This is a genomic window from Pokkaliibacter plantistimulans, from assembly GCF_003194385.1.
Classification (GTDB): Bacteria; Pseudomonadota; Gammaproteobacteria; order Pseudomonadales; family Balneatricaceae; genus Pokkaliibacter; species Pokkaliibacter plantistimulans.
The window spans coordinates 21,628-42,259 of record NZ_LAPT01000067.1 but is presented as its reverse complement, the minus strand read 5'-3'; the positions used below and the strand labels follow the sequence as shown (position 1 = coordinate 42,259).

Annotated in this window: 18 protein-coding genes; 5 read left to right on the top strand and 13 right to left on the bottom strand. The window is 58.9% G+C overall.

The genetic code is table 11. The annotated features are described in order from the left end of the window. Positions 1 to 57 precede the first annotated feature (57 nt). The 4 genes from ngg to WH50_RS14010 all read right to left on the bottom strand — a co-directional run bounded on the left by ngg (position 58) and on the right by WH50_RS14010 (position 5,264). On the bottom strand, positions 58 to 1,929 hold the full coding sequence (gene ngg / locus WH50_RS14025; protein WP_243410111.1) for an N-acetylglutaminylglutamine synthetase: 1,872 nt from the start codon (positions 1,927 to 1,929) through the stop codon (positions 58 to 60). 2 nt (positions 1,930 to 1,931) lie between these two features. Further along, positions 1,932 to 3,701, bottom strand: a complete 1,770-nt coding sequence (locus WH50_RS14020; RefSeq protein ID WP_110187867.1) for an N-acetylglutaminylglutamine amidotransferase — start codon at positions 3,699 to 3,701, stop codon at positions 1,932 to 1,934. A 334-nt stretch (positions 3,702 to 4,035) separates the two neighbouring features. Next, positions 4,036 to 4,533: a xanthine phosphoribosyltransferase gene (gene gpt, locus WH50_RS14015; protein ID WP_110187866.1), complete on the bottom strand. Its 498-nt coding sequence runs from the start codon at positions 4,531 to 4,533 to the stop codon at positions 4,036 to 4,038. A 179-nt stretch (positions 4,534 to 4,712) separates the two neighbouring features. Further along, positions 4,713 to 5,264: a gamma carbonic anhydrase family protein gene (locus WH50_RS14010; protein ID WP_104152685.1), complete on the bottom strand. Its 552-nt coding sequence runs from the start codon at positions 5,262 to 5,264 to the stop codon at positions 4,713 to 4,715. Between the two features lie 300 nt (positions 5,265 to 5,564). Here WH50_RS14010 and prlC point away from each other — a divergent pair, with 300 nt between their 5' ends. The 3 genes from prlC to WH50_RS13990 all read left to right on the top strand — a co-directional run bounded on the left by prlC (position 5,565) and on the right by WH50_RS13990 (position 8,989). Further along, positions 5,565 to 7,598, top strand: a complete 2,034-nt coding sequence (gene prlC / locus WH50_RS14005) for an oligopeptidase A (RefSeq protein WP_110187865.1) — start codon at positions 5,565 to 5,567, stop codon at positions 7,596 to 7,598. 123 nt (positions 7,599 to 7,721) lie between these two features. Beyond that, a complete protein-coding gene (locus WH50_RS14000; RefSeq protein WP_110187864.1) occupies positions 7,722 to 7,985 on the top strand; it encodes a YheV family putative zinc ribbon protein in 264 nt (87 codons plus the stop codon). Between the two features lie 248 nt (positions 7,986 to 8,233). After that, positions 8,234 to 8,989, top strand: a complete 756-nt coding sequence (locus tag WH50_RS13990; RefSeq protein ID WP_110187862.1) for a substrate-binding periplasmic protein — start codon at positions 8,234 to 8,236, stop codon at positions 8,987 to 8,989. On the opposite strand, the gene WH50_RS13985 is transcribed toward WH50_RS13990, so the two are convergent. Continuing rightward, positions 8,973 to 9,167, bottom strand: coding sequence for a hypothetical protein (locus tag WH50_RS13985; protein ID WP_110187861.1), 195 nt, complete (start codon positions 9,165 to 9,167; stop codon positions 8,973 to 8,975). The two genes, WH50_RS13990 and WH50_RS13985, sit on opposite strands and share 17 nt — an antisense overlap. 103 nt (positions 9,168 to 9,270) lie before the next feature. On the opposite strand from WH50_RS13985, the gene WH50_RS13980 reads away from it, so the two are divergent. After that, positions 9,271 to 10,764 (top strand): alanine/glycine:cation symporter family protein, encoded by a 1,494-nt coding sequence (locus WH50_RS13980; protein ID WP_110187860.1) that lies wholly within the window; start codon positions 9,271 to 9,273, stop codon positions 10,762 to 10,764. A 66-nt stretch (positions 10,765 to 10,830) separates the two neighbouring features. On the opposite strand, the gene WH50_RS13975 is transcribed toward WH50_RS13980, so the two are convergent. The 6 genes from WH50_RS13975 to WH50_RS13950 all read right to left on the bottom strand — a co-directional run bounded on the left by WH50_RS13975 (position 10,831) and on the right by WH50_RS13950 (position 16,634). Next, entirely contained in the window at positions 10,831 to 11,730 is a 900-nt protein-coding gene (locus WH50_RS13975) for a dioxygenase family protein (RefSeq protein WP_165838428.1), read from the bottom strand. A gap of 121 nt (positions 11,731 to 11,851) precedes the next feature. Further along, the gene (locus tag WH50_RS13970; protein WP_110187858.1) at positions 11,852 to 13,657 is read right to left on the bottom strand and encodes an aminopeptidase P family protein; all 1,806 of its coding nucleotides are present in this window, start codon (positions 13,655 to 13,657) and stop codon (positions 11,852 to 11,854) included. A 236-nt stretch (positions 13,658 to 13,893) separates the two neighbouring features. Further along, a complete protein-coding gene (locus WH50_RS13965) occupies positions 13,894 to 14,640 on the bottom strand; it encodes a class I SAM-dependent DNA methyltransferase (protein ID WP_110187857.1) in 747 nt (248 codons plus the stop codon). 93 nt (positions 14,641 to 14,733) lie between these two features. Continuing rightward, positions 14,734 to 15,252 carry a GNAT family N-acetyltransferase gene (locus tag WH50_RS13960; RefSeq protein WP_110187856.1) on the bottom strand — a complete coding sequence of 173 codons (519 nt, stop codon included), beginning with the start codon at positions 15,250 to 15,252 and terminating at the stop codon, positions 14,734 to 14,736. A gap of 120 nt (positions 15,253 to 15,372) precedes the next feature. After that, complete coding sequence (locus tag WH50_RS13955) at positions 15,373 to 16,068, bottom strand: flagellin (protein WP_110187855.1); 696 nt, start codon at positions 16,066 to 16,068, stop codon at positions 15,373 to 15,375. Between the two features lie 170 nt (positions 16,069 to 16,238). Then, a complete protein-coding gene (locus WH50_RS13950; RefSeq protein WP_110187854.1) occupies positions 16,239 to 16,634 on the bottom strand; it encodes a rhodanese-like domain-containing protein in 396 nt (131 codons plus the stop codon). A 142-nt stretch (positions 16,635 to 16,776) separates the two neighbouring features. On the opposite strand from WH50_RS13950, the gene WH50_RS13945 reads away from it, so the two are divergent. Further along, on the top strand, positions 16,777 to 17,778 hold the full coding sequence (locus WH50_RS13945) for a helix-turn-helix domain-containing protein (RefSeq protein WP_110187853.1): 1,002 nt from the start codon (positions 16,777 to 16,779) through the stop codon (positions 17,776 to 17,778). 120 nt (positions 17,779 to 17,898) lie between these two features. Here WH50_RS13945 and ggt read toward each other — a convergent pair whose 3' ends face one another. Then, a complete protein-coding gene (ggt, locus tag WH50_RS13940) occupies positions 17,899 to 19,680 on the bottom strand; it encodes a gamma-glutamyltransferase (RefSeq protein ID WP_110187852.1) in 1,782 nt (593 codons plus the stop codon). A gap of 301 nt (positions 19,681 to 19,981) precedes the next feature. Beyond that, on the bottom strand, positions 19,982 to 20,542 hold the full coding sequence (locus tag WH50_RS13935) for a zf-TFIIB domain-containing protein (RefSeq protein ID WP_243410110.1): 561 nt from the start codon (positions 20,540 to 20,542) through the stop codon (positions 19,982 to 19,984). Positions 20,543 to 20,632 lie beyond the last annotated feature (90 nt).

Sequence of the window (20,632 nt, the reverse complement as noted above, 5' to 3'; positions counted from 1 at the left end):
CAGCGATTGAATCCCTTCGCCGGGAACGCCTGATTTCACCGGGCGGAAATACAGCGCTCAGTGTTGGCGGGTGGTGGGAAACAACATATCAATGAAGCGTTGCGCCGTCGGGTGCGGCTCATGATTGGCCAGCCCCGGGCGCTCGTTGGCCTCGATCAGCACGTAATCGGGCAGGGTGGGGTCGGGCACCAGCATGTCGATGCCGGTGACCGGGATCTGCAGCGCCCGTGCGGCGCGCAGGGCCGCTTCACGCAGGGCCGGATGCAGCACCGTGGTGACATCCTCCAGCGTGCCGCCGGTATGCAGATTGGCGGTCTTGCGCACCGCCAGACTGCGCCCTTCCGCCAGCACATCCTCCAGCCGGTAACCCGCGGCTTCGACACAGCGGCGGGTTTCACCGTCCATCGGGATAGTGCTCTCACCGCCGGTCATGGCAGCCCGCCGGCGGCTGGTGCGTTCGATCAGCTCGGCAATGCTGTGCTGGCCGGTGCCGCAAATGGTCGCCGGACGACGTACCGCGGCCGCCACCACCTCGTCGTTGATGACCAGCACGCGCAGGTCGTCACCCTGACAGAAAGGCTCGATCAGCACCTGTGAGGAATAGCGCTGCGCTGTCGTTACCGCCGCTCGCAGCGTTTCGGCATCGCGTACATCGACCGCGATCCCCTTGCCCTGCTCACCATCGTGAGGTTTGACCACCAGCCGTGAGCCCAGTGTCTCAAGCAGTTCCGCCGGGTCCTGATCGTCGGCCAGCATCACCCCAGCCGGGGTCTTCAGCCCGGCACGCTGCAGACAGCGCTGGGTCAGCCACTTGTTCTGACACAGGGTCATGGCGGTGGCCGGGGTCAGGTCTGACAGACTTTCATGGCAGCGAATACGCCGCCCGCCCCAGCTCAGGGTGAAGATATTGTGCTCGGCATCTTCCACATCGACGTGAATGCCACGGCTGATGGCCTCATCAACAATGATGCGGGCATAGGGATTAAGCACATCCAGCGGCGAGGTGTCGGTATACAGCGCCTGATTGATGGCGTTCTTTTTCTTCACCGCGAAGGTTTGAATCTGGCGGAAGCCCAGGCGCTGGTAAAGGCTGATCGCGGCCTGATTGGTATGCAGCACCGACAGGTCCAGATAATGGCAGCCGCGGGTCTGCATCTTCTCGGCCAGATGCCGCACCAGGGTTTCCCCTACCTGCGGTGTCTGGCAGCCGGGGTCTACCGCCAGACTCCACAGGCTGGAGCCGGATTCGGGGTCATTGAAGGCCAGAGCGTGGTTGAGCCCCAGCACCGCACCCAGCACCGCGCCGGTATGGCAGTCTTCGGCCAGCAGATACAGCTGCTCCTGCGAATTGCGCTTGTCCATTACCACATCAACATCCAGTGGCTGCATCCGGCAGCGCTGGTAGATGGCATTGACCTGCTCGATATCGGCCAGCGTCCGCAGGCGCCGCACCCGCACTCCCTTCACCCGGTCACGCTTGGGCTGGTATTCGCTCAGCCACAGGCGGTAACTGTCGGACGGGTCGAGGAACAGCCGCTGCGGGTCATGGCTCACCACCACGTGCGGACGGGCGACATAGAAGGCGATGTCGCGTTCACCCTGGCTTTCTTCCAGCAGCGTGGCCGCCAGCTCCTGTTCATTGACGAAGGTATGGCCAAACAGCAGCCGCCCCCAGCCGCAATGCAGACTGACATTGGGCTTGATGGCCGGTGCCTGCTGATGACCACGGTGGCGGGCTGCCTGCAGATGCGCATAAGAAGGCTGGCGTCGGCGCAGCATCCGTTGCCGTTCACTGCCACTCTGGCGTTCTCCCCGGGCGGCGACAGGTACGCTGCCGCGCTTACCGGGCAATGAGGGCGCCGCAGGTCGTTCCGGCTCGCTGGTGTTGCTGTCCCTGGCGATCAGCGCCGTACGCTTGGGTATGTTCACGGTCAGATTCCCTGTTCCTGCAACCACAGTTCCAGTAAGCCCAGCTGCCACAGTTTAGAGCCACGCAACGGGGTGATGTGGTCGTCGGGGCGGGCCAGCAGCTGCTCGACATAATCGGTGTTGAACAGTCCGCGTTCGCGGGCCTTGCGCCCCATCAGTGCTTCCTGCACCTGATCCAGCACCGGTCCGCGCAGATATTTCAGCGCTGGCACCGGGAAGTAGCCCTTGGGACGATCAATCACTTCATGGGGAATCAGCTGGCGTGCCACCTGCTTGAGAATGCCCTTGCCGTCATGGGCCAGCTTGTAGCGGGCAGGAATGCGGGCGGCAAATTCCACCAACTGGTGATCAAGGAAGGGCACCCGCGCTTCCAGACTGTGCGCCATGGTCATGGTATCGACCCGCTTGACCGGGTCATCCACCAGCATGATCTGGCTGTCCAGCCGCAGGGCCTTGTCCACCGGGTCATCCGCGCCAAAGGCGGCAAAGTGGCTGCGGACAAACTCACCGGCCAGATCAGGCGTCTGCCACTGGGGTGTGACGGTATGGATGTACTCTTCATAACTGCGGTCAAAGAACGCCGCACGATAGCTGGCCACCGCGTCATGGCTGTCGGCCAGCGGCGGATACCAGTGATAACCGGCGAAGATTTCATCCGCCCCCTGGCCGCTCTGCACCACCCGGCAGGACTTGGACACTTCTTCGGACAGCAGATAAAAGGCGACGCAGTCATGGCTGACCATCGGCTCCGACATGGCGGCAATGGCTTTGGGCAGCGCCGTCAGCATCCGTTCGGGGGCGATACGTATCTGGCTGTGCCGGGTGTTGAAGTGTCTGGCGATGATGTCGGAGTAAACAAACTCATCGCCCTGCTCACCGTTCACTGCATCGAAGCCGATAGAAAAGGTATGGATGTCCGGTTTGACCTCATGCAGTAACGCCGTCAGCAGCGAAGAGTCGACACCGCCCGACAGCAGAATACCGACATCCACCGCCGCCACGTTACGCCGCGCCACCGCCCCCCGCAGTTCGGCCAGCAGCGCCTCCTGCCAGTCCTGCTCGGAGCGGTTGCGATCGGCATCCTGCATGCCAAAAGCCAGATCCCACCACTTCTGCTTGCAGCTGCGACCATCGGCCGTGACACGTAGCCAGTGGCCCGGCTCCAGCTTCTTCACCTGTTTGAGCAGGGTACGCGGGGCGGGCACCACGGAATGGAAATGCAGATAGAAGTGCAGGGCTTCGGCGTCCAGCTCACGGCTGACGCGCGAGTCTTCCAGCAGGGCGGGCAGCGTCGAGGCGAACACCAGATGTTCGGCATCCTGACTGTAATACAGCGGCTTGATCCCCAGCCGGTCACGGGCCAGCCACAGATCACCACTGGCCTGATTCCAGATGGCAATGGCAAACATGCCGTTGAAGCGCTGCAGACAGGCTTCTCCCCAGGCGTGGTAAGCCTTGAGGATGACTTCGGTATCACCATCGGAGTAGAAGGCATAGCCCATACCCTGCAGCTCATGGCGCAACTCACGGTAGTTGTAAATGGCGCCATTGAACACCAGGGCGAGGCCCAGATGGGGGTCGTACATCGGTTGCTGGGAGTGTTCGGACAGGTCCATTACCTTAAGACGGCGATGACCGAGACTCACCCGGTTCTGATGGAATACCCCGTCCGCATGGGGTCCACGGGGAATATGACGATGATTCATGCGCTCCAGCATCGCCAGCTGGCTCGGTCCGTCGTTAAAGCGAAGTTCTCCTGCAAGGCCACACATGGCTAATTATTTCCTCTTTATTATGATCAGATGACAAACAAATTAATTTGAACTCTATATATTTATTTGTCATTAAAAACCCTAACAAATGCCAGTTAGGTTCACAAGTACGGTTATTAACCCGATAACAAACGGATAAATTTATATCGATATGGAAATACTACATTTCAAAGCATTCTGTATGTCGACAATCCGACAGGAATTCAAGCGGGGACAGAAAAGCAGCCAATGCTGGTCATTGACCTGACAGAGCCGGGAAGGTAGCGGTGAACAAGATGCAAAAAAGCCGACGCGGGGTCGGCTTTTTGGTGAAGTGGGACGGTGCGGGAGCGGATCAGCGGTCGCGATCAGCCAACGGCGTGGAGAAGGCGTACTCCATATCCCAGGGGAAACGGATCCAGGTATCCTGACTGACTTCGGTGATGAAGGTGTCCACCAGTGGCTTGCCCGCTGGTTTGGCATAAATAGTGGCAAAATGTGCCTTGGGCAGCATTTCGCGCACGGCGCGGGCGGTTTTGCCGGTGTCGACCAGATCGTCGATCAGCAGCATGCCTTCGCCATCACCTTCTACACCTTTCAGTACATTGAGCTGTCCCTGATGCTGGGCGGCCTCTGCGCCCTTGCTGGCATAACTGACAATGCAGATGGTATCGATCAGTCGAATATCCAGCTCACGGGCGATAATCGCCGCAGGCACCAGACCGCCGCGAGTAATGGCCACAATACCTTTCCATGGCCCCATTTCCAGCAGGCGCCATGACAAGGCACGGGCATTTCGATGCAGTTCGTCCCAGGACACCGGGAAATCTTTGCTATAGGGAGTATGGGTCATCCGCTTGCTCTCTGAACCAGTCAATAGCGTTCAGCCACCTGGCAGCCACCTGCACGAGGCAGCTGTACAAAATAGTGACAGTTTGAACCGAAGGGATGGAATTGTACCCAAAGCGACGAAGTCTTGGTACGTGCAATTCATCCTCTGTCGTTTTTCACCTTCCAATCAGCTGCAGCGGGTCATTCGCAGGCATCCGCGTAGTGTTCCGCCAGATGCTCATCCTTCAGCCTGACGTAGTTGCCCGCGCTGTAAGTGAAGAAGCTGCGTTCCTTGTCGGTCAGCGGCCGGGCCTGTTTGGCCGGGCTGCCAACATAGAGAAAACCTGACTCCAGACGTTTGCCGGGAGGCACCAGCGCACCGGCACCGATCATCACCTCGTCTTCCACCACGGCACCGTCCAGCACCTTGGCGCCCATGCCCACCAGCACGCGGTTGCCGATGGTGCAGCCATGCAATACCGCCTGATGGCCGATTGTGACGTCTTCACCGATGGTCAGCGGGTAGCCATCCGGGTTGTAACTGCTGGCGTGGGTGATATGCAGAATCGCCCCGTCCTGTACGCTGGTGCGGGCGCCAATGCGAATCCGGTGCATGTCGCCGCGAATGACTGTCATCGGCCATACCGAGCTGTCATCGCCCAGTACTACATCACCCAGCACCACGGCGCTGGGATCGACAAAGACCCGTTCACCCAATACCGGGGCCGTATTTTTGAAACTGCGCACTGCCATGGTTCAATCCTCTGTGATGGTTCTGCGTCTGACCGCACTGGACAGGCATGATACCCATTAATGTCCCGTCTTTATCAGTCCAATAGCCAAAAGCAGGTTTCAGCGCGCCAGGGCTTTCGCTAAGCTGGCTCCATCACTGTCAGTCAGTGTGCCGCCCCGTTTACAATTGATCGGGGGCGCACCCATATTGAGTAAGCCCGTGAGACTGACAGTATTAAGGCCACCTGCGGCGCGACGAGCTGACGCTCCCCGCTCAGGTGACGCCACTGACCGGCCCTCTCTTTGCCATAGGAATCGTTCATGTCCAATCCTTTGCTGACACCCCACACCCTGCCGCCGTTCAGTGCCATTCAGCCCGAGCACATTCTGCCCGGCATCGAAACCCTGATCAGCGACACGCTGGCCACCGTCGATACTCTGGCGAACAACGACCAGCCCAGCTGGGACAGCGTGATCGCCCCCATCGAGGAAGCCTATGACCGCCTGAATTCGGCCTGGTCGCCGGTCGGCCACCTCAATGCCGTGGCCAATACGCCGGAACTGCGCGAAGCCTACAATGCCGCCTTGCCCAAACTGTCGGAATACGCCACGCAACTCGGCCAGCATCAGGGTCTGTTCAAGGCCTATCGCCGCATCGCCGACAGCGCTGACTTCGCCTCACTGAGCGCCGCCCAACAGGCCACCATCGAGCATGCCCTGCGTGACTTTCGTCTGTCCGGCATCGATTTGCCTGCAGAACAGCAACAGCGCTATGCCGATATCAACAAGCGCCTGTCCGAGCTGACCAGCCAGTTCTCCAACAACGTACTGGATGCCACCCAGGCCTGGACCCGCCATATCACCGACAGCAGTGAGCTGGCCGGGGTACCGCAGAGCGCACTGGACATGCTGGCGCAGAATGCCCAGCAGCAGGACAAGGAAGGCTGGCTGATCACCCTCGATTTCCCCAGCTTCTATCCCATTCTGAGCTTCTGCGACAATCGCGCCCTGCGCGAAGAGGTCTATCGCGCCAATGTCACCAAAGCATCTGATCAGGGCCCGCATGCCGGTCAGTTTGACAACACCCAGCTGATGGAAGAAATCCTCGCCCTGCGTCAGGAAGAAGCCCAGTTGCTGGGTTTTGCCAACTACGCCGAGCTGTCACTGGCCACCAAGATGGCGGAAAGCACCGAGCAGGTTGTCAGCTTCCTGCGTCAGCTGGCCCAGCGCAGCAAAACCGCCGCCGCGCAGGAACTGGCTGAACTGCAGGCGTTTGCCAGCAGTGAGCTGGGCCTGCCGACACTGGAGGCCTGGGATGTGGGTTATGCCAGCGAAAAACTGCGGGTGGCCCGCTATGCCCTGTCGCAGGAAGACCTGCGCCCTTATTTCCCTGCCCCCAAAGTGCTGAACGGCCTGTTTACCGTGATCGGCAAGCTGTACGGCATCGACATCGTGCAGCTGCATGATTTCGACACCTATCATGCCGATGTCAGCTTCTACGAAGTGCAGCGTGATGGTCAGGCCATTGCCCGTTTCTATCTCGATCTCTATGCCCGCAGCCACAAACGCGGCGGCGCCTGGATGGACGACTGCCGGGTGCGTCGTCAGCGCCTGGACGGCAGCGTACAGCTGCCCATTGCCTATCTGGTGTGCAACTTCACCCCGCCTGTCGGTGGCAAACCGGCGCTGCTGACCCATAACGAAGTCACCACCCTGTTCCACGAATTTGGCCACGGTCTGCACCACATGCTGACAAAAGTCAGCGTTGGCAGCGTGTCTGGCATCAACGGCGTGGCCTGGGATGCGGTCGAGCTGCCCAGCCAGTTCATGGAAAACTGGTGCTGGGAGAAAGAAGCGCTGGACCTGATCAGTGGCCACTATCAGACCGGTGAACCCCTGCCTGCCGAGCTGCTGGATAAGATGATGGCGGCGAAAAACTTCCAGGCCGCCATGATGATGGTGCGTCAGCTGGAATTCGCCCTGTTCGACTTTGTCCTGCATCGCGACTTCCAGCCCGGTGTCACTCAGGTACAGCAGGTGCTGGATGCGGTCCGTGCCGAAGTGGCAGTGCTGATTCCGCCCAGCTTCAATCGCTTCGCCCATGCATTCACCCACATTTTTGCCGGTGGCTATGCGGCGGGCTATTACAGCTACAAGTGGGCAGAAGTCCTGTCTGCTGACGCCTTCAGCGCCTTTGAAGAAGAAGGCATATTCAACCGTCAGACCGGCGAGCGCTTCCTCACTGCCGTACTGGAGCAAGGTGGCAGCAAGCCTGCCATGGAACTGTTCAAAGCGTTCCGCGGCCGCGAGCCAGACATTGGCCCGCTGCTGCGTCATTCAGGCCTCGCGGCCTGAGGCTCTGGCAGCCACAACGCCGCACACAACACCCCGACCCAAAACTGGCTCCTCCGCCAGTCTGGCTATAACATACCCGCGCGCCCGGCCGTTGACGGTCGGGGGCAGAGGGAGGATACCGTGATGAGTACTATCAAACGTTTTATCGCTGGTGCGGTGTGCCCGCGCTGTGCCAAGCAGGACACCCTGCGCATGTACCGTGATGAAGAGCGGGAATACCGCGAATGCGTCGCCTGTGACTTCAACGACTCCATGCGTCTGGATGGCCAGCCTGATGAAGTCAGCCCCGCCGCCGAGCTGCCCACCCGGGTCAATCAGAGTGGTCCGGCGGTACGCGAGGAAGGGGTGCAAATCCTGCGTCTGCTCGAGTCGACGACCAAGCACTGAGCTATACCCCTGTGCAAACCATCACCCTTGCTGGTAGCAGAGGGTGCGTGAATGGCGCTTTCTGCACCACGCAGCGCTGGTCAAGCGGGATAAAGCTGACTAGTCTACTCAGGTATGTGAACTGTGTTCGCGTTAAGTTACTGAAATTTGCAGCGATTTTGCCGAACTCAATGCATCGTATCCTCTGCCCGTAATGTAGGTAACACACCATTCGCGCCTTCTTTCTGTCTGCCTTTTTCTGGCTGAGCATGGCTCCGCTGCTGGTTTCTGCCGAGACAGTACAGAATCCACAGTCCAAGCATGTCACCATTGCCGGAGATCCCTGGCCGCCCTATCTCGATGACAGGCGGGCAGATAACGGTATTGCTGTGCAGCTGGCCCGAGAGGCACTGGAAGAAGAGGGCTATCAGGTGGAAATGGTGTTTGTGCCCTGGGCACGAGCACTGGAAGGCACACGCACAGGCATGTTCGATATGATCGTCGATGCCTGGTGGGACAGTGACCGCAGTCGCGATTTCATGTTCAGCCGCCCCTATCTGGACAGCTCGATCAAGTTCATCAAGCGCAAAGATGACCCCTTCATCTTTCTTGGGTTATCCAGCCTGGCAGGCAAAAATATTGCGCTGATTCGGGGCTATGCTTACAACAGCGACTTTCTCGCCAGCAATAACTACAACACCTTTGAAGTGCGCGCATTCTCGCAAGGGATTCGTATGCTACTCGAAGGACGCATCGACCTGATGCCGGAAAATGAAACCGTGGCCCGCTATCAGTTATCGCAGCAGGACAAAGCCACCCTGCAGCAGCTGGAATTTGCCGAAAAGCCCCTGAGCCGCAATCTGATTTACGCCATCTCCGGCTACCAGAACCCGCGCCATACCGAACTGATCGACGCTTTCAACCGCGGACTGATGAAACTGGTCAGCAGTGGCCGCTACCAGCGTCTGCTGGCGGAAAATGGCTTACGGGGCATTTTTGACAACATCTTCACACCCCCTCAATAACCCCCCTCCTTTCACCTGAGAACCTGTTCACGATCTGCTGCACGTCGGCCATACGGTGCTGCAGAATCGGTACAGCAAAAAGCATTTCTAAACCAAACGGTTTCAATGTTTCTATTGACATCCCCACGCAGTGAGTGCTTGTCAAAAAGTAACGATCAGAGTATTTTTCTGCGCTCATTTTCTATCCCGACCATCCAGCCTGCTGGTGAAAAAACAACCGGGAAGATTCGCTGTCAATCACCATAATTCCAAAAATAAACTATAACGAGGGTACCGCTGTCATGGCTGAGTTAGTCAACGCAATCAATGACGTTATCTGGAGCAACTATCTGATAGGCCTCTGCCTGCTGGTAGGCTGCTACTTCTCTCTGCGCACCCGCTTTCTGCAAGTTCGCCACGTGAAAGAAATGGTCACCCTGATGTTCGAAGGCAAAGCCTCAGCCAGCGGTGTCTCTTCCTTTCAGGCCCTGACGATTTCCCTCTCCGGCCGTGTAGGTACCGGTAACATCGCCGGTGTGGCGACTGCCATTACCTTTGGTGGCCCGGGCGCAGTGTTCTGGATGTGGGCGGTAGCCTTCCTCGGCGCCAGCACGGCCTTCGTTGAGTCCACCCTGGCACAGATCTACAAAGAGAAAGAAGACGGCCAGTACCGTGGTGGCCCGGCGTACTACATCGAAAAAGGCATGGGCCAGAAGTGGTATGCCTGGATTTTCGCCATTGCGACCGTGATCGGCTGTGGTCTGCTGTTGCCCGGCGTACAGGCCAACTCCATTGCCACTGGTGTCGCCAATGCCTTCGGTATTGATCCCACGGTGACCGCTACTGTCGTGGTTATCCTGCTGGGTCTGATCATTTTCGGTGGTATTAAGCGTATCGCTCAGGTTGCGGAAGTCGTAGTCCCTTTCATGGCGCTGGGTTACATCATCGTGGCGTGCGTGATCGTCGCCATGAACCTGAGTGAACTGCCCCAGATCTTCGCCCTGATCTGCAAAAGCGCTTTCGGTATGGATGCAGGCTTCGGTGCTGTGCTGGGTCTGGCGATCCAGTGGGGTGTGAAGCGTGGTGTTTACTCCAACGAAGCCGGTCAGGGTACTGGCCCACATCCTTCAGCCGCGGCTGAAGTGTCTCACCCTGCCAAACAGGGTCTGGTACAGGGCTTCTCCGTATACGTTGACACCCTGTTCGTCTGCACTGCAACCGCGCTGATGATCCTGATCACCGGCACCTATAACGTCAAAGGTCTGACTGCAGGCGAGTTCCTGGTACAGAATCTGCCCGGCGTTGATGCTGGCCCCGGTTACACCCAGGCCGCGGTTGAAACCGTATTGCCCGGCTTCGGTAACATCTTCGTAGCGGTCGCACTGTTCTTCTTTGCCTTCACCACCATCATGGCTTACTACTACATCGCCGATACCAACGTGTCCTACATCAACCGTCAGGTGCATCGCCCCTGGCTGAGCCTGCTGCTGAAGCTGGTGATCATGGGTTCGGTGTTCTACGGCAGCATCCGTTCCGCTGAAGTAGCCTGGGGCATGGGTGACATCGGTGTAGGTCTGATGGCCTGGCTGAACATCATCGCCATCCTGATTCTGCAGAAGCCCGCCCTGCTGGCACTGAAGGATTACGAAGCGCAGAAGAAACAGGGTCTGGACCCCGTGTTCCATCCCCAGAAGCTGGGCATCAAGAACGCCACCTTCTGGGAAAAGCGTGTGGCGGCCGACAAGGCCAGCAAAAATGAGCCTCATCTGGCACGTTTTGAAACCACCGGTCGCTAACTGACCCGCGCTTTCTGAACAACACAAAGCCTGCCTCGTGCAGGCTTTGTTGTTTCTGTGGCTCGCTCAGGCTGGCATCAGCAGCAGAGAGGTCATGGAGATAGACCCCGGCGCAAAACCCTTGGCGAAGTAGTGCAGCTCATCCTGCTTATCCTGCATCGCCAGCGGATACAGCAGCGGCAGAAAGTGCTCTGCGGTGGGATGCCCCTGCGCAAACAGGCGCGGCTCGGTAATCGGCAGATGACGCAGGCGCAGGTGATCCTGCGCATCAATGGCACTCAGCAGGCGCTGATCCAGCTCCTGTGCCCAGCCATGCACCTGATCCCGCGTACCGTACAGGTCATCCTCCTGCGCAGAACGCAGGTTGTGCACCATATTGCCACTGCCAATCACCATCACCCCGCGACGTCGTAACAACGCCAGTTGTGCCGCCAGCTGATAGTGGCCATCGAAGTCCAGATCCTGTCCCAGACTGAGCTGAAATACCGGCACATCCGCCCGCGGAAACAGTCGCGATAACACCACCCAGGCACCATGATCGAGACCGCGCTCCGCATCAGCCCCTATCGCCTGAGTGGTCGCCTGCTGCAACCATTGCTGGCTTTCCGGCACGCCCATGGCACGGTACTGGCGCATATACAGCACCCCGGGAAAACCATAGAAGTCATAGATGGTCGATGGTCTGGCGGCAACTGAGACGGTCGAGGTCGGCGTCTGCCAGTGCGCAGAAACACAGAGGATGGCTCTGGGCCTGGGTAAGCGTGCCAGGTTATCGGCCATGGCATCCCAGGCGAGGGTGAAAGGATTGTTCTCCAGCGCATTCATCGGTGAACCATGACCGATGAACAGGGCTGGCACCAGCGCTGTACTAGGCGCCGCGGCCAGACTGTTGAGCACAGACAGGCTGCCTGTACCGAGCACCAGACCCGAGAGCTGCTTGAGAAAAGAACGACGTGATGCGGTCATGCTGAACCTGGCCAATGCAGTGAAGAACATCCCAGCATACCGGCAATCGACGCATCGATTAGTGACTGTTTACGAAAGACTGCGCTGCGTGAGGCAGCGCAATCTGCCGTTTCTGGCTCTGTCAGGCCAGCGGCTGGGTACGGCGCTCCAGCCAGGCTTTGGCTTCCCCTTCAACCAGTGGCAGCAGGCGCGCGCGCACTTCGGCGTGATAGCCATTGAGCCAGTCGATTTCATCCGGACGCATGCGCGACAGGTCGATACAGCGAGTGTCGATAGGGCACAGCGTCAGGGTTTCAAACTGCAGATATTCACCGAACTCACCCGCAGCGCTCTGGTTGATGACCAGATTCTCGATCCGCACGCCCCATTGGCCCTGCCGGTAAATGCCCGGCTCGATGGAGGTGATCATGCCTTCGGCCATGGCAGTCTGCGGAGCAGGCTGGGCGTAATAGGAAATCACCTGCGGACCTTCATGGACGTTGAGGAAGTAGCCCACGCCATGGCCGGTGCCGTGACCGTAATCGATACCTTCCGCCCACAAGGGTGCACGGGCAATACTGTCCAGCAGCGGTGACTTGATGCCTTTGGGGAAACGCGCACGGGACAGCGCCATCATGCCCTTCAGCACCAGGGTATAGTCGCGCTTCTGCGCTGCACTGACCTCGCCCACAGGCACCACACGGGTGATATCGGTAGTACCGCCCAGATACTGGCCACCGGAGTCAATCAGCAGCAGGCCATCACCGCTGATAACACTGTGCGCTTCCTCAGTAGCACGGTAGTGCGGCAAGGCTCCGTTGGCATTGAAACCGGCGATGGTGGAGAAGCTGGGGCAGACAAAGCCGGGGCGACGGGCCCGCGCCGCAGTAATCTGCTCATCAATGGTCAGCTCCGTGATATGTTCACCCTGCGCCTGAGCCCGCTCCAGCCAGGCAAAGAATTCGCACAGTGCCGCGCCATCCTGCTCCATGGCATGACGAACATGGGCAGCCTCTTCGGCCGTCTTGCAGGCCTTCATCAGGGTCGATGGATTCAGCTCTTCCCGTATCGTGACACCTGCTGGCAACTGGCCAATCAGCCCAGCGGTCACACGGTTGGGATCGCATAACAGGCTAGTGCCCGCCGGCAGGGCTGCCAGCCTCTGCGGCGCCAGCTCATAGCGGGCGATGCTCACACCATCTGCGGCCAGCTGCGCCGTCAGCTCAGCACTGAGTTTGCCATCGGCGATAAACAGGGTGGCCTCATCCCGTCCCAGCAGAGCGTGGCCGACAAAAACCGGGTTGTACGACACATCACTGCCGCGCAGATTGAACAGCCAGGCCAGATCATCGACGGTGGAAATAAAATGCCAGTCGGCTCCTGATGCCTGCATGCGCTCGCGCACACGGGCCAGTTTCTGTGCCCGGCTGACCGTGGCGAAGGGGGCTTCATGGGCGTAAATCGGTGCCTCTGGCAGACCGGCACGCTCTGGCCAGATGGCGTCGAGCACATCCACATCACTGCGCAGCCCGATCTTTTTAGCGCTGAGCGCCTGCTGCAGAGTGCGCGTCAGCGTCAGGCTCAGCACTTGCCCATCGACAGCAACCACACTGCCCTCAGGCAGGGTGTCTGCCAGCCAGTCGATATAGGCGACCTGCTGGACGGCAACCTGCTTCATCAGCTGGATGCCGGTGTCTGCCAGCTCCTGCTCGGCCTGTACCCAGTAACGGCCATCCACCCAGACACCAGCAAAATCGGCGGTGACAATCAGGGTACCGACCGAGCCCGTAAAACCGGACAGCCATTTACGCCCCTGCCAGCGTTTGGGCAGATACTCGGACAGATGGGGATCGGCAGAAGGGATCAGGCAGGCAGTGACGCCCCGGTCGGCCATGGCCGCACGCAAGGCCGCGACACGGCCACGAATGATGTCAGTGGTGGTTGTCATAACATTCCTCAGAAGGGATTCTCGAGACCCGCTCAGCGCCCTCTGGTCAGCGCCACCTGTACCAAGCTGTTCAGGCGCACAAGACGGCAGGGCAGCAGCGCTATCCGAATAACGCAGCACTTTAGCAAATTGCGTTCATTCAACAAGCACCGATCGCGATCTTCGTCGCATTCACCGAAATAGCGGACGTGCTGCCGATCATCACACTGTACTCAGATCGTGAACACCTGTTCAGTTCAGGGGTGACGAATTCGTCCCAGACGATAGACGATGCTGTGTGCTTCGCGCTGAAACGGCGTTTGCTGCCAGTCAGCAAAGCGGGCCTGCACTTGTAAACCGGCCTCATACATCATGCTTTCCAGCTGTTCGATAGTGCTGTAGCGCAGGGTGATCTGGCTGTGCTGCTGTTCGCCATTGCGCAGCCGCCGCTTATGCCAGGTCTGGCACTGGCTGATGCTGTCGTAGTAGCGGGTCGCCAGCTCTACCACCTCATGGCATTCGCTGTCCAGAAAGCGCGCCAGCTCCACTTCCTCTTCATAGGGATGCAGTTGCTGCGGCGTGGGCAGGCGGGTGTCAAAGACAAAGCAGCCTTCATCACTCAGCCATCCCGCTACCCGCTGAAACAGCCCCAGTAGACGGGTGTCATCGAGAAACATCTGCAGCGCATTGCCGGTCATGGTGATCAGACCAAAGCGCCACACCGGCTCATAGGCCAGCACATCACTGTGCACCCAGCGCACGGGCAGCCCCTGACTTTTGGCTCTGGCCCAGTCGAGCATGGGCTGGCTGAGATCCACACCGATCACCTCCACTCCCTGCTGCGCCAGCGGAATACTGACGATGCCGGTACCACAGCAGAGGTCCAGCACCGGCCCGCCGGTCTCCGCTAACAGGCTGGTCAGATAGGCGATGTCATCGGTATAGAGATGACCATACTGCGCATCGTAGGCGCGCCCATTGGCAAACTCACTGAGGTTGTCCATGGCTAGATTTCCCCCTTCTCGGCTGGCTCAGCCCCGCGGGTCGTGATCTGTCCTCCGTCTCGCCCACACGGCAACGTTACAGACTCTGTGCCGTCAGACTGCGGAGGCGGCAAGCGGCAGATGATAAAAACGCGTATCAACCTGCATCACCGGGAAGCGGGCGGGCAGCTCGGCTTTGTCGATCAGCAGGAAGCCGTGCTTTTCATAGAAGCGATGCGCCGCAAGAAACTTGGCCGTGGTGCCGAGGAAAATATCACGCACGCCCTGCAGGCGGGCCTGCTGTACCAGATGCTGCAACAGCTGCTGTGCCACGGCACGCTCGCGGCCACGCCAGTCTGCATGCACAAACATCTTGCGCAGGGCGGTCTGGCCATTGCCAATATCCAGCAGGGAAATACTGCCCACCACCTGCCCGTCCACCACCGCCACCCAGAAGTTACCGGTGCCGTGCTGATAGAAATTGGGAATGTCGAGCAGGTCCGGTTGGTCAGCCAGGGTGACAGGAATATCGAACTCCTGCTGCTGGATAGGCAGGATCAGATCCACCACGCCCTGCTGAAACTCAGGTGAATAAGGGTGAAGGCTGACAGCACTAACAACTGGCTGGCTCATGAGCAACTCCGACAAAAGGGCGGGCCGATCAGCATAAAGAAAAAAGCCATCCGTCGGTATCCGAGGGATGGCTTATCAACACTGAGTCTTGTCAGCAGGAACGAGGCCTGCGTTCAGGCATCACACCAGGGTATCAACCAGCAAACCTGCCTGCTGCTGACGGCTGCGCTGAACCTGCACAGCAATCTGTGACTGTACGCTGTTACTGGCCTGATCACTGACCGCACTGGCGTAGTCGGTATCGGCGATGCGTGAACGGGCCGCTGCGGTATTGATGGAAGACACCTGATAGGTGTTGATCTGGCTCTGCAGCGCGTTGGTATCAGCGCCCAGCGTAGTGGCCTTATCGTTTACCGTACTGGATGCCGTATTGATGGCCGCCTGCAACGCGGCAGGGTCAGAAGCATCCAGTCCCGACAGGAAATTGCTGTTGCCCAGCGCTTCGCCAGCGATGGCATTGGTGCTTTCGGTCAGGTTATTCAGCTCCTGCTGAATCGCCTTGGAACCGGCATACAGCGGGTTACCGGCTTTCACCGACAGCTCGTTCATACGCTGCAGGTTGTCGCTGATGGCACTCAGCTGACCGCTCTGGATGTTATTCAGGCTCTGCTGATCGCGGGCGTTGATGGCACGCTGATCAGACTCGGAAATGGTGGAGCTGAGGCGGTTGGCAATCAGCAGGCCCGCAGCATCATCGGCCGCACTGTTGATGCGTTTGCCCGAGGCCAGCTTCTCGTTCTGCTTTTCCTGCTGCTCCTGCAGGCGATCAAGCAGACTGGTCGAGGACGAGCTGGATGCGTTGAAGGAAATGGCCATAGTTGCGCCCCTATGTAAATAATGCCAACAGGTTGGCTGTACAAATAATGGCCAAGTATAGCCCTTTAACGCACAGGGAGCATGTTTTTCTCTGCACAGATTTTACTCCGTTACGTAACGCAAGGTATCTACGGGTAAATTTACTGTAAATACCCCGCCCTCCGTACCGGTCATGCCTGCTTCAGACTGAAGCCCTCATCCAGCCAGCCGGTGACACCGCCAATCATCTTCTTCACCGGCCGCCCCAGCCTCGCCAGACGCAGGGCAGCCTTGTCTGCCCCGTTACAGTGCGGGCCAGTACAATAGACCACAAACAGGGTATCCGGCGGATAGTCGGCCAGACTGTCGGCATTCAGTCGGGTATGCGGAAAGTGCAGCGCTTCTGGCAGATGCCCCTGCTGATACTGGGCTTCGCCACGGACATCGAGCAGCACAAAATCGCGACGGCCGTTACTGATGGCATGATTGACATCCCAGCAGTCGGTTTCAAAGGCCAGCAGTGCGGAAAAATGCGCTTCGGCAGCAGCACTGGAGGCGGCAGCAGGACGGGATACGGCTGAAGACATGGGACTCTCCCTGAATCGTTAGCTGGGTAATGTGCGTAAGTGATGACACTACTGTACGAGGAGACGTCGATGGCGCCCATTGGCCGAATGACCATTTATCGATAATATCCAGCCAACCACATACCTACTGACCGGAATCAGCATGACCCAACCTCGCTCCGAACCTGCGTCACCACGGGTCGCCATTCTTGCCTATGACCAGCTGGCCACCTTCGAATTTGGTTGCGCGGTAGAACTGTTTGCCCTGCCACGGCCGGAATGGCCGCACTGGTATCAGACAGAGGTCATCAGCTTTGACAGCGGTCCGCTGCGGGCCACCGGCGGTATCCTCATCAGTGCGCGTCAGGTCAGCGCACTGGATGACTTCGACATGCTGGTGATTCCGGGCTGGAGCGCTGCAAATAAAGTCATTCCGGCAGGGTTGCTCGATGCCATACGCGCCCTGCATCAGCGGGGTGGACGTATCCTGACGTTCTGCTCTGGTGCGTTTCTTTTGGCCGAAAGCGGCCTGCTGGACGGTCGCCGGGCAACCACCCACTGGCGCTATGCCGATGGCTTCCGCCAGCGTTTTCCTGCCACTGACTATGTCGATAATGTGCTGTACGTGCTGCATGACCAGCTTGGCTGTTCAGCGGGCAGTGCCGCCGGGCTGGATCTGGGGCTGGCCGTCATCCGTGAGGATTTCGGTTATGACGTGGCCAACAGTGTTGCCCGCCGACTGGTCATTTCACCCCATCGTCAGGGCGGACAGGCACAGTTTGTCGATACCCCCATCCTGCCGCGTCAGGATCGTTTCAGCGCCACCCTCGACTGGGCCAGGAAACACCTGCACCAGCCGCTGGGCGTAGATCAGCTGGCAGATCAGGCACGCATGTCACGGCGCAGTTTCGACCGCCATTTCCGCGCTGCCACCGGCATGACGCCGCAGCAATGGCTGATCAGCCAGCGTCTGACTCTGGCCCGAGGCTATCTGGAAACCACCGCCGATGATCTGGAAACACTGGCAGACAAATGTGGCTTCGGGAATGCCCTGACCCTGCGCCATCATTTTCGTAAACAGCTGGGCATCAGCCCCAGCCAGTATCGTCAGCAGTTCGCCCGTTCGGCCTCAATGCAGGCACGGTCTCTGGCACCCCACGGCTAAACAGGCTGCAGACGAAAACGCCCCGTGAGCCAAAGCTCACGGGGCGTTTTACTGTCTGATCCTGTAGAGAAGCAGGCCTGATGTATTAGCAATGCAGGCCAGACCTCGCTACAACCAGCATCAGTAGCCGATGGCGGCACCGGCGGGCCGGCGGGCATCGTTGGCACCGTACAGGTAGCCTTCACGCACCTTACCCGACACCGCACCGTCGTTGCCGGAGCTGGCAGAACCCGACTTGTCGGCAGGCAAGCCGACCATGATCAGCTCGGCAGCGCCCCAGGGCGTCTGCTCGACCATCTTGTAGCCCATACCCGCCAGCAGTTTCAGGGTGTCAGGCGACAGACCACGGGTCTCGAAATACACCTGATCAGGCAGCCACTGATGATGGATACGCGGCGCATCCACCGCTTCCTGTGGCCCCATACCGTGGTCGATGATGTTCATCACCGTTTCCAGCGTGATGGTGATGATGCGCGAGCCACCGGGAGAGCCCACCACCAGAAACACCTTGCCATCCTTGGTGACGATAGTGGGTGACATGGACGACAACGGCCGTTTGCCCGGCTCGATGGCGTTGGTCTTGCCCTGCACCAGTCCGAACAGGTTCTGGGTGCCTACCTTGGTGGTGAAGTCATCCATTTCGTCGTTGAGGAAGAAACCGGTGCCCGGCGCAATCACTCCGGCACCGAAGCGGCCATTGATGGTGTAGGTCGTGGAGACAGCATTGCCATCCTTGTCGACGATGGAGTAATGGGTGGTTTCCGGTTTTTCATGCGGGCCGATACCGGGCTGAACCTGCTCCGAAGGCGTGGCCTTGTCAGCATTGATTTCCTTGCGAATGCTGGCGGCGTATTCCTTGCTCAGTAACTTATCCAGCGGCATTTTGACGAAGTCCGGATCGCCCAGCAGGGTATTGCGGTCCACGTAGGCATGGCGCATGGCCTCGGTCATGTAATGCACCGATTCGGCTGAGCCATAGCCCATGGCCTTGATGTCATAACCTTCGAGGATGTTGAGAATCTGGCACATGGTGGTGCCGCCGGAGCTGGGTGGGGGTGCAGAGATAAACTCATAACCCCGGTAGTCACAGCGTACGGGAGTGCGCTCAGCCGCCTTGTAGTTGCCAAAATCCTCCACGCTGAGGATGCCACCACCGGCTTTGGAAGCCGCAGCTACAGCTTCAGGGATCTTGCCCTTGTAGAAGGCGTCAGCACCACTGCTGGCAATCGCCTCAAGGGTGTTGGCCAGATCACTCTGCACCAGACGGTCGCCGGGCTGCAGGGGTGAACCATCGGCCCGCAGGAAAATCTTGCCTGCTTCCTTGTCATCACGGAATTTCTGCAGCGAAGTATCCAGCACATCCGTATCAGCTCGGGTCAGCACAAAGCCATCACGGGCCAGCTTGATCGCCGGTGCCATGATCTGCTCCCGGCTGACTTTACCGGAGCCATACTGCGCCAACGCCATCTCCAGTCCTTTTACTGTGCCCGGTACCCCCGCGGCCAGATAACCGTACAGACTGGCGCCCTTCTTCAGCTCGCCCTTGTCGTCCAGATACATATTGGCCGTCGCGGCAGCCGGTGCCATTTCGCGGAAGTCGATAAAGGTATCTTTACCATCGGCCAGATGCAGGGTCATGAAACCACCGCCGCCGATGTTACCGCAGCAGGGGTTGACCACAGCCTGGGCATAGCCCACCGCCACGGCGGCATCCACCGCGTTACCACCAAGTTTGAGAATATCGATGCCCGCCTGGGAGGCCAGCGCTTGGGAGGATACCACCATGCCATTCTGCGCTTCGACGGCAGGCAGGGATGCCGCCTGACTACCGGCAGGCAGCAGCGCTGCAGCAATGGACAGCGATAACAGGGAAATCGCAAATGCACTACGGGTCTTGTTCATATCGGCTCCTTGCCGCTGGATAGGATTGGCCACACCACGTCGCTGAGGTCAGCGCTGTTGAACACCATCTGATGTGATACACCAGTCAGCCAGCAATGTGAATCCTGGCGGGATAATTCGGGTCAGAGGAGCAAACAGAGGGAGCCATCAGCGGCAGCAAGAAAAATGCCCGGCGGAGCCGGGCAAATGACAACAAATGTCAGTGTGCGATTGCCAGACAGCATTCACTGCCATAGGACGATGCGCACTTTAGCAAAGGTACTGACGGGATAAACCTGTCCGATCAGACAGGCCCAGCCGCTTAACGCTCTGCCGAGTAAGGATCAAACGCCAGCAGATAGGCACGCAGATCCGCCTTGCGCGGATGGGCCTGCAACCAGGCGCGCACTTCCTGCGCTCTGGCATAGTCAGCTTCACCAAACTTGTCACGATAGAGCTGGGCAAAGTGCTCTTTGGCCCCCTGCTGCTGCAGCTTTTTCTGCCATTGTGGCGTCACTACGGCATTAAGGCTGCCCGCCAGCCCTTCCTTCTTCAGCAGCTCCCATTCTCCCTTGTCCAGCCACAGCCCGCCTACCGCCGAGCTGTAATCAAGGCGATGGCTGCTGTGCAGGGAAATACGAAACTTCTGCATAAATGCCCCCGTCATCGGGCACAGCAGTGCCTGTCGGGAGTCTTCAGCGTCGCTCTCTTCCAGACTCATGTCCGCAGCAAACTGATACTCAGGATGGCGTTCCTTCCAGGCCACATAATCCTCGATCAGAATCCAGTTACCACCGCAGTGGCTGCAGGTATGGGCGCGGAACAGGCTATCGATAAAGCTGGGCTTGAGTTCACCCTGATTACAGCTGGTACATTTCATCATGGCATTCCCTGTGTGATGGTAAGGATGGCACCCGGGACGGCCTGAAATGAATGGCACCGCCGGGCAGTTGCGCACCGCAGACGATCCACT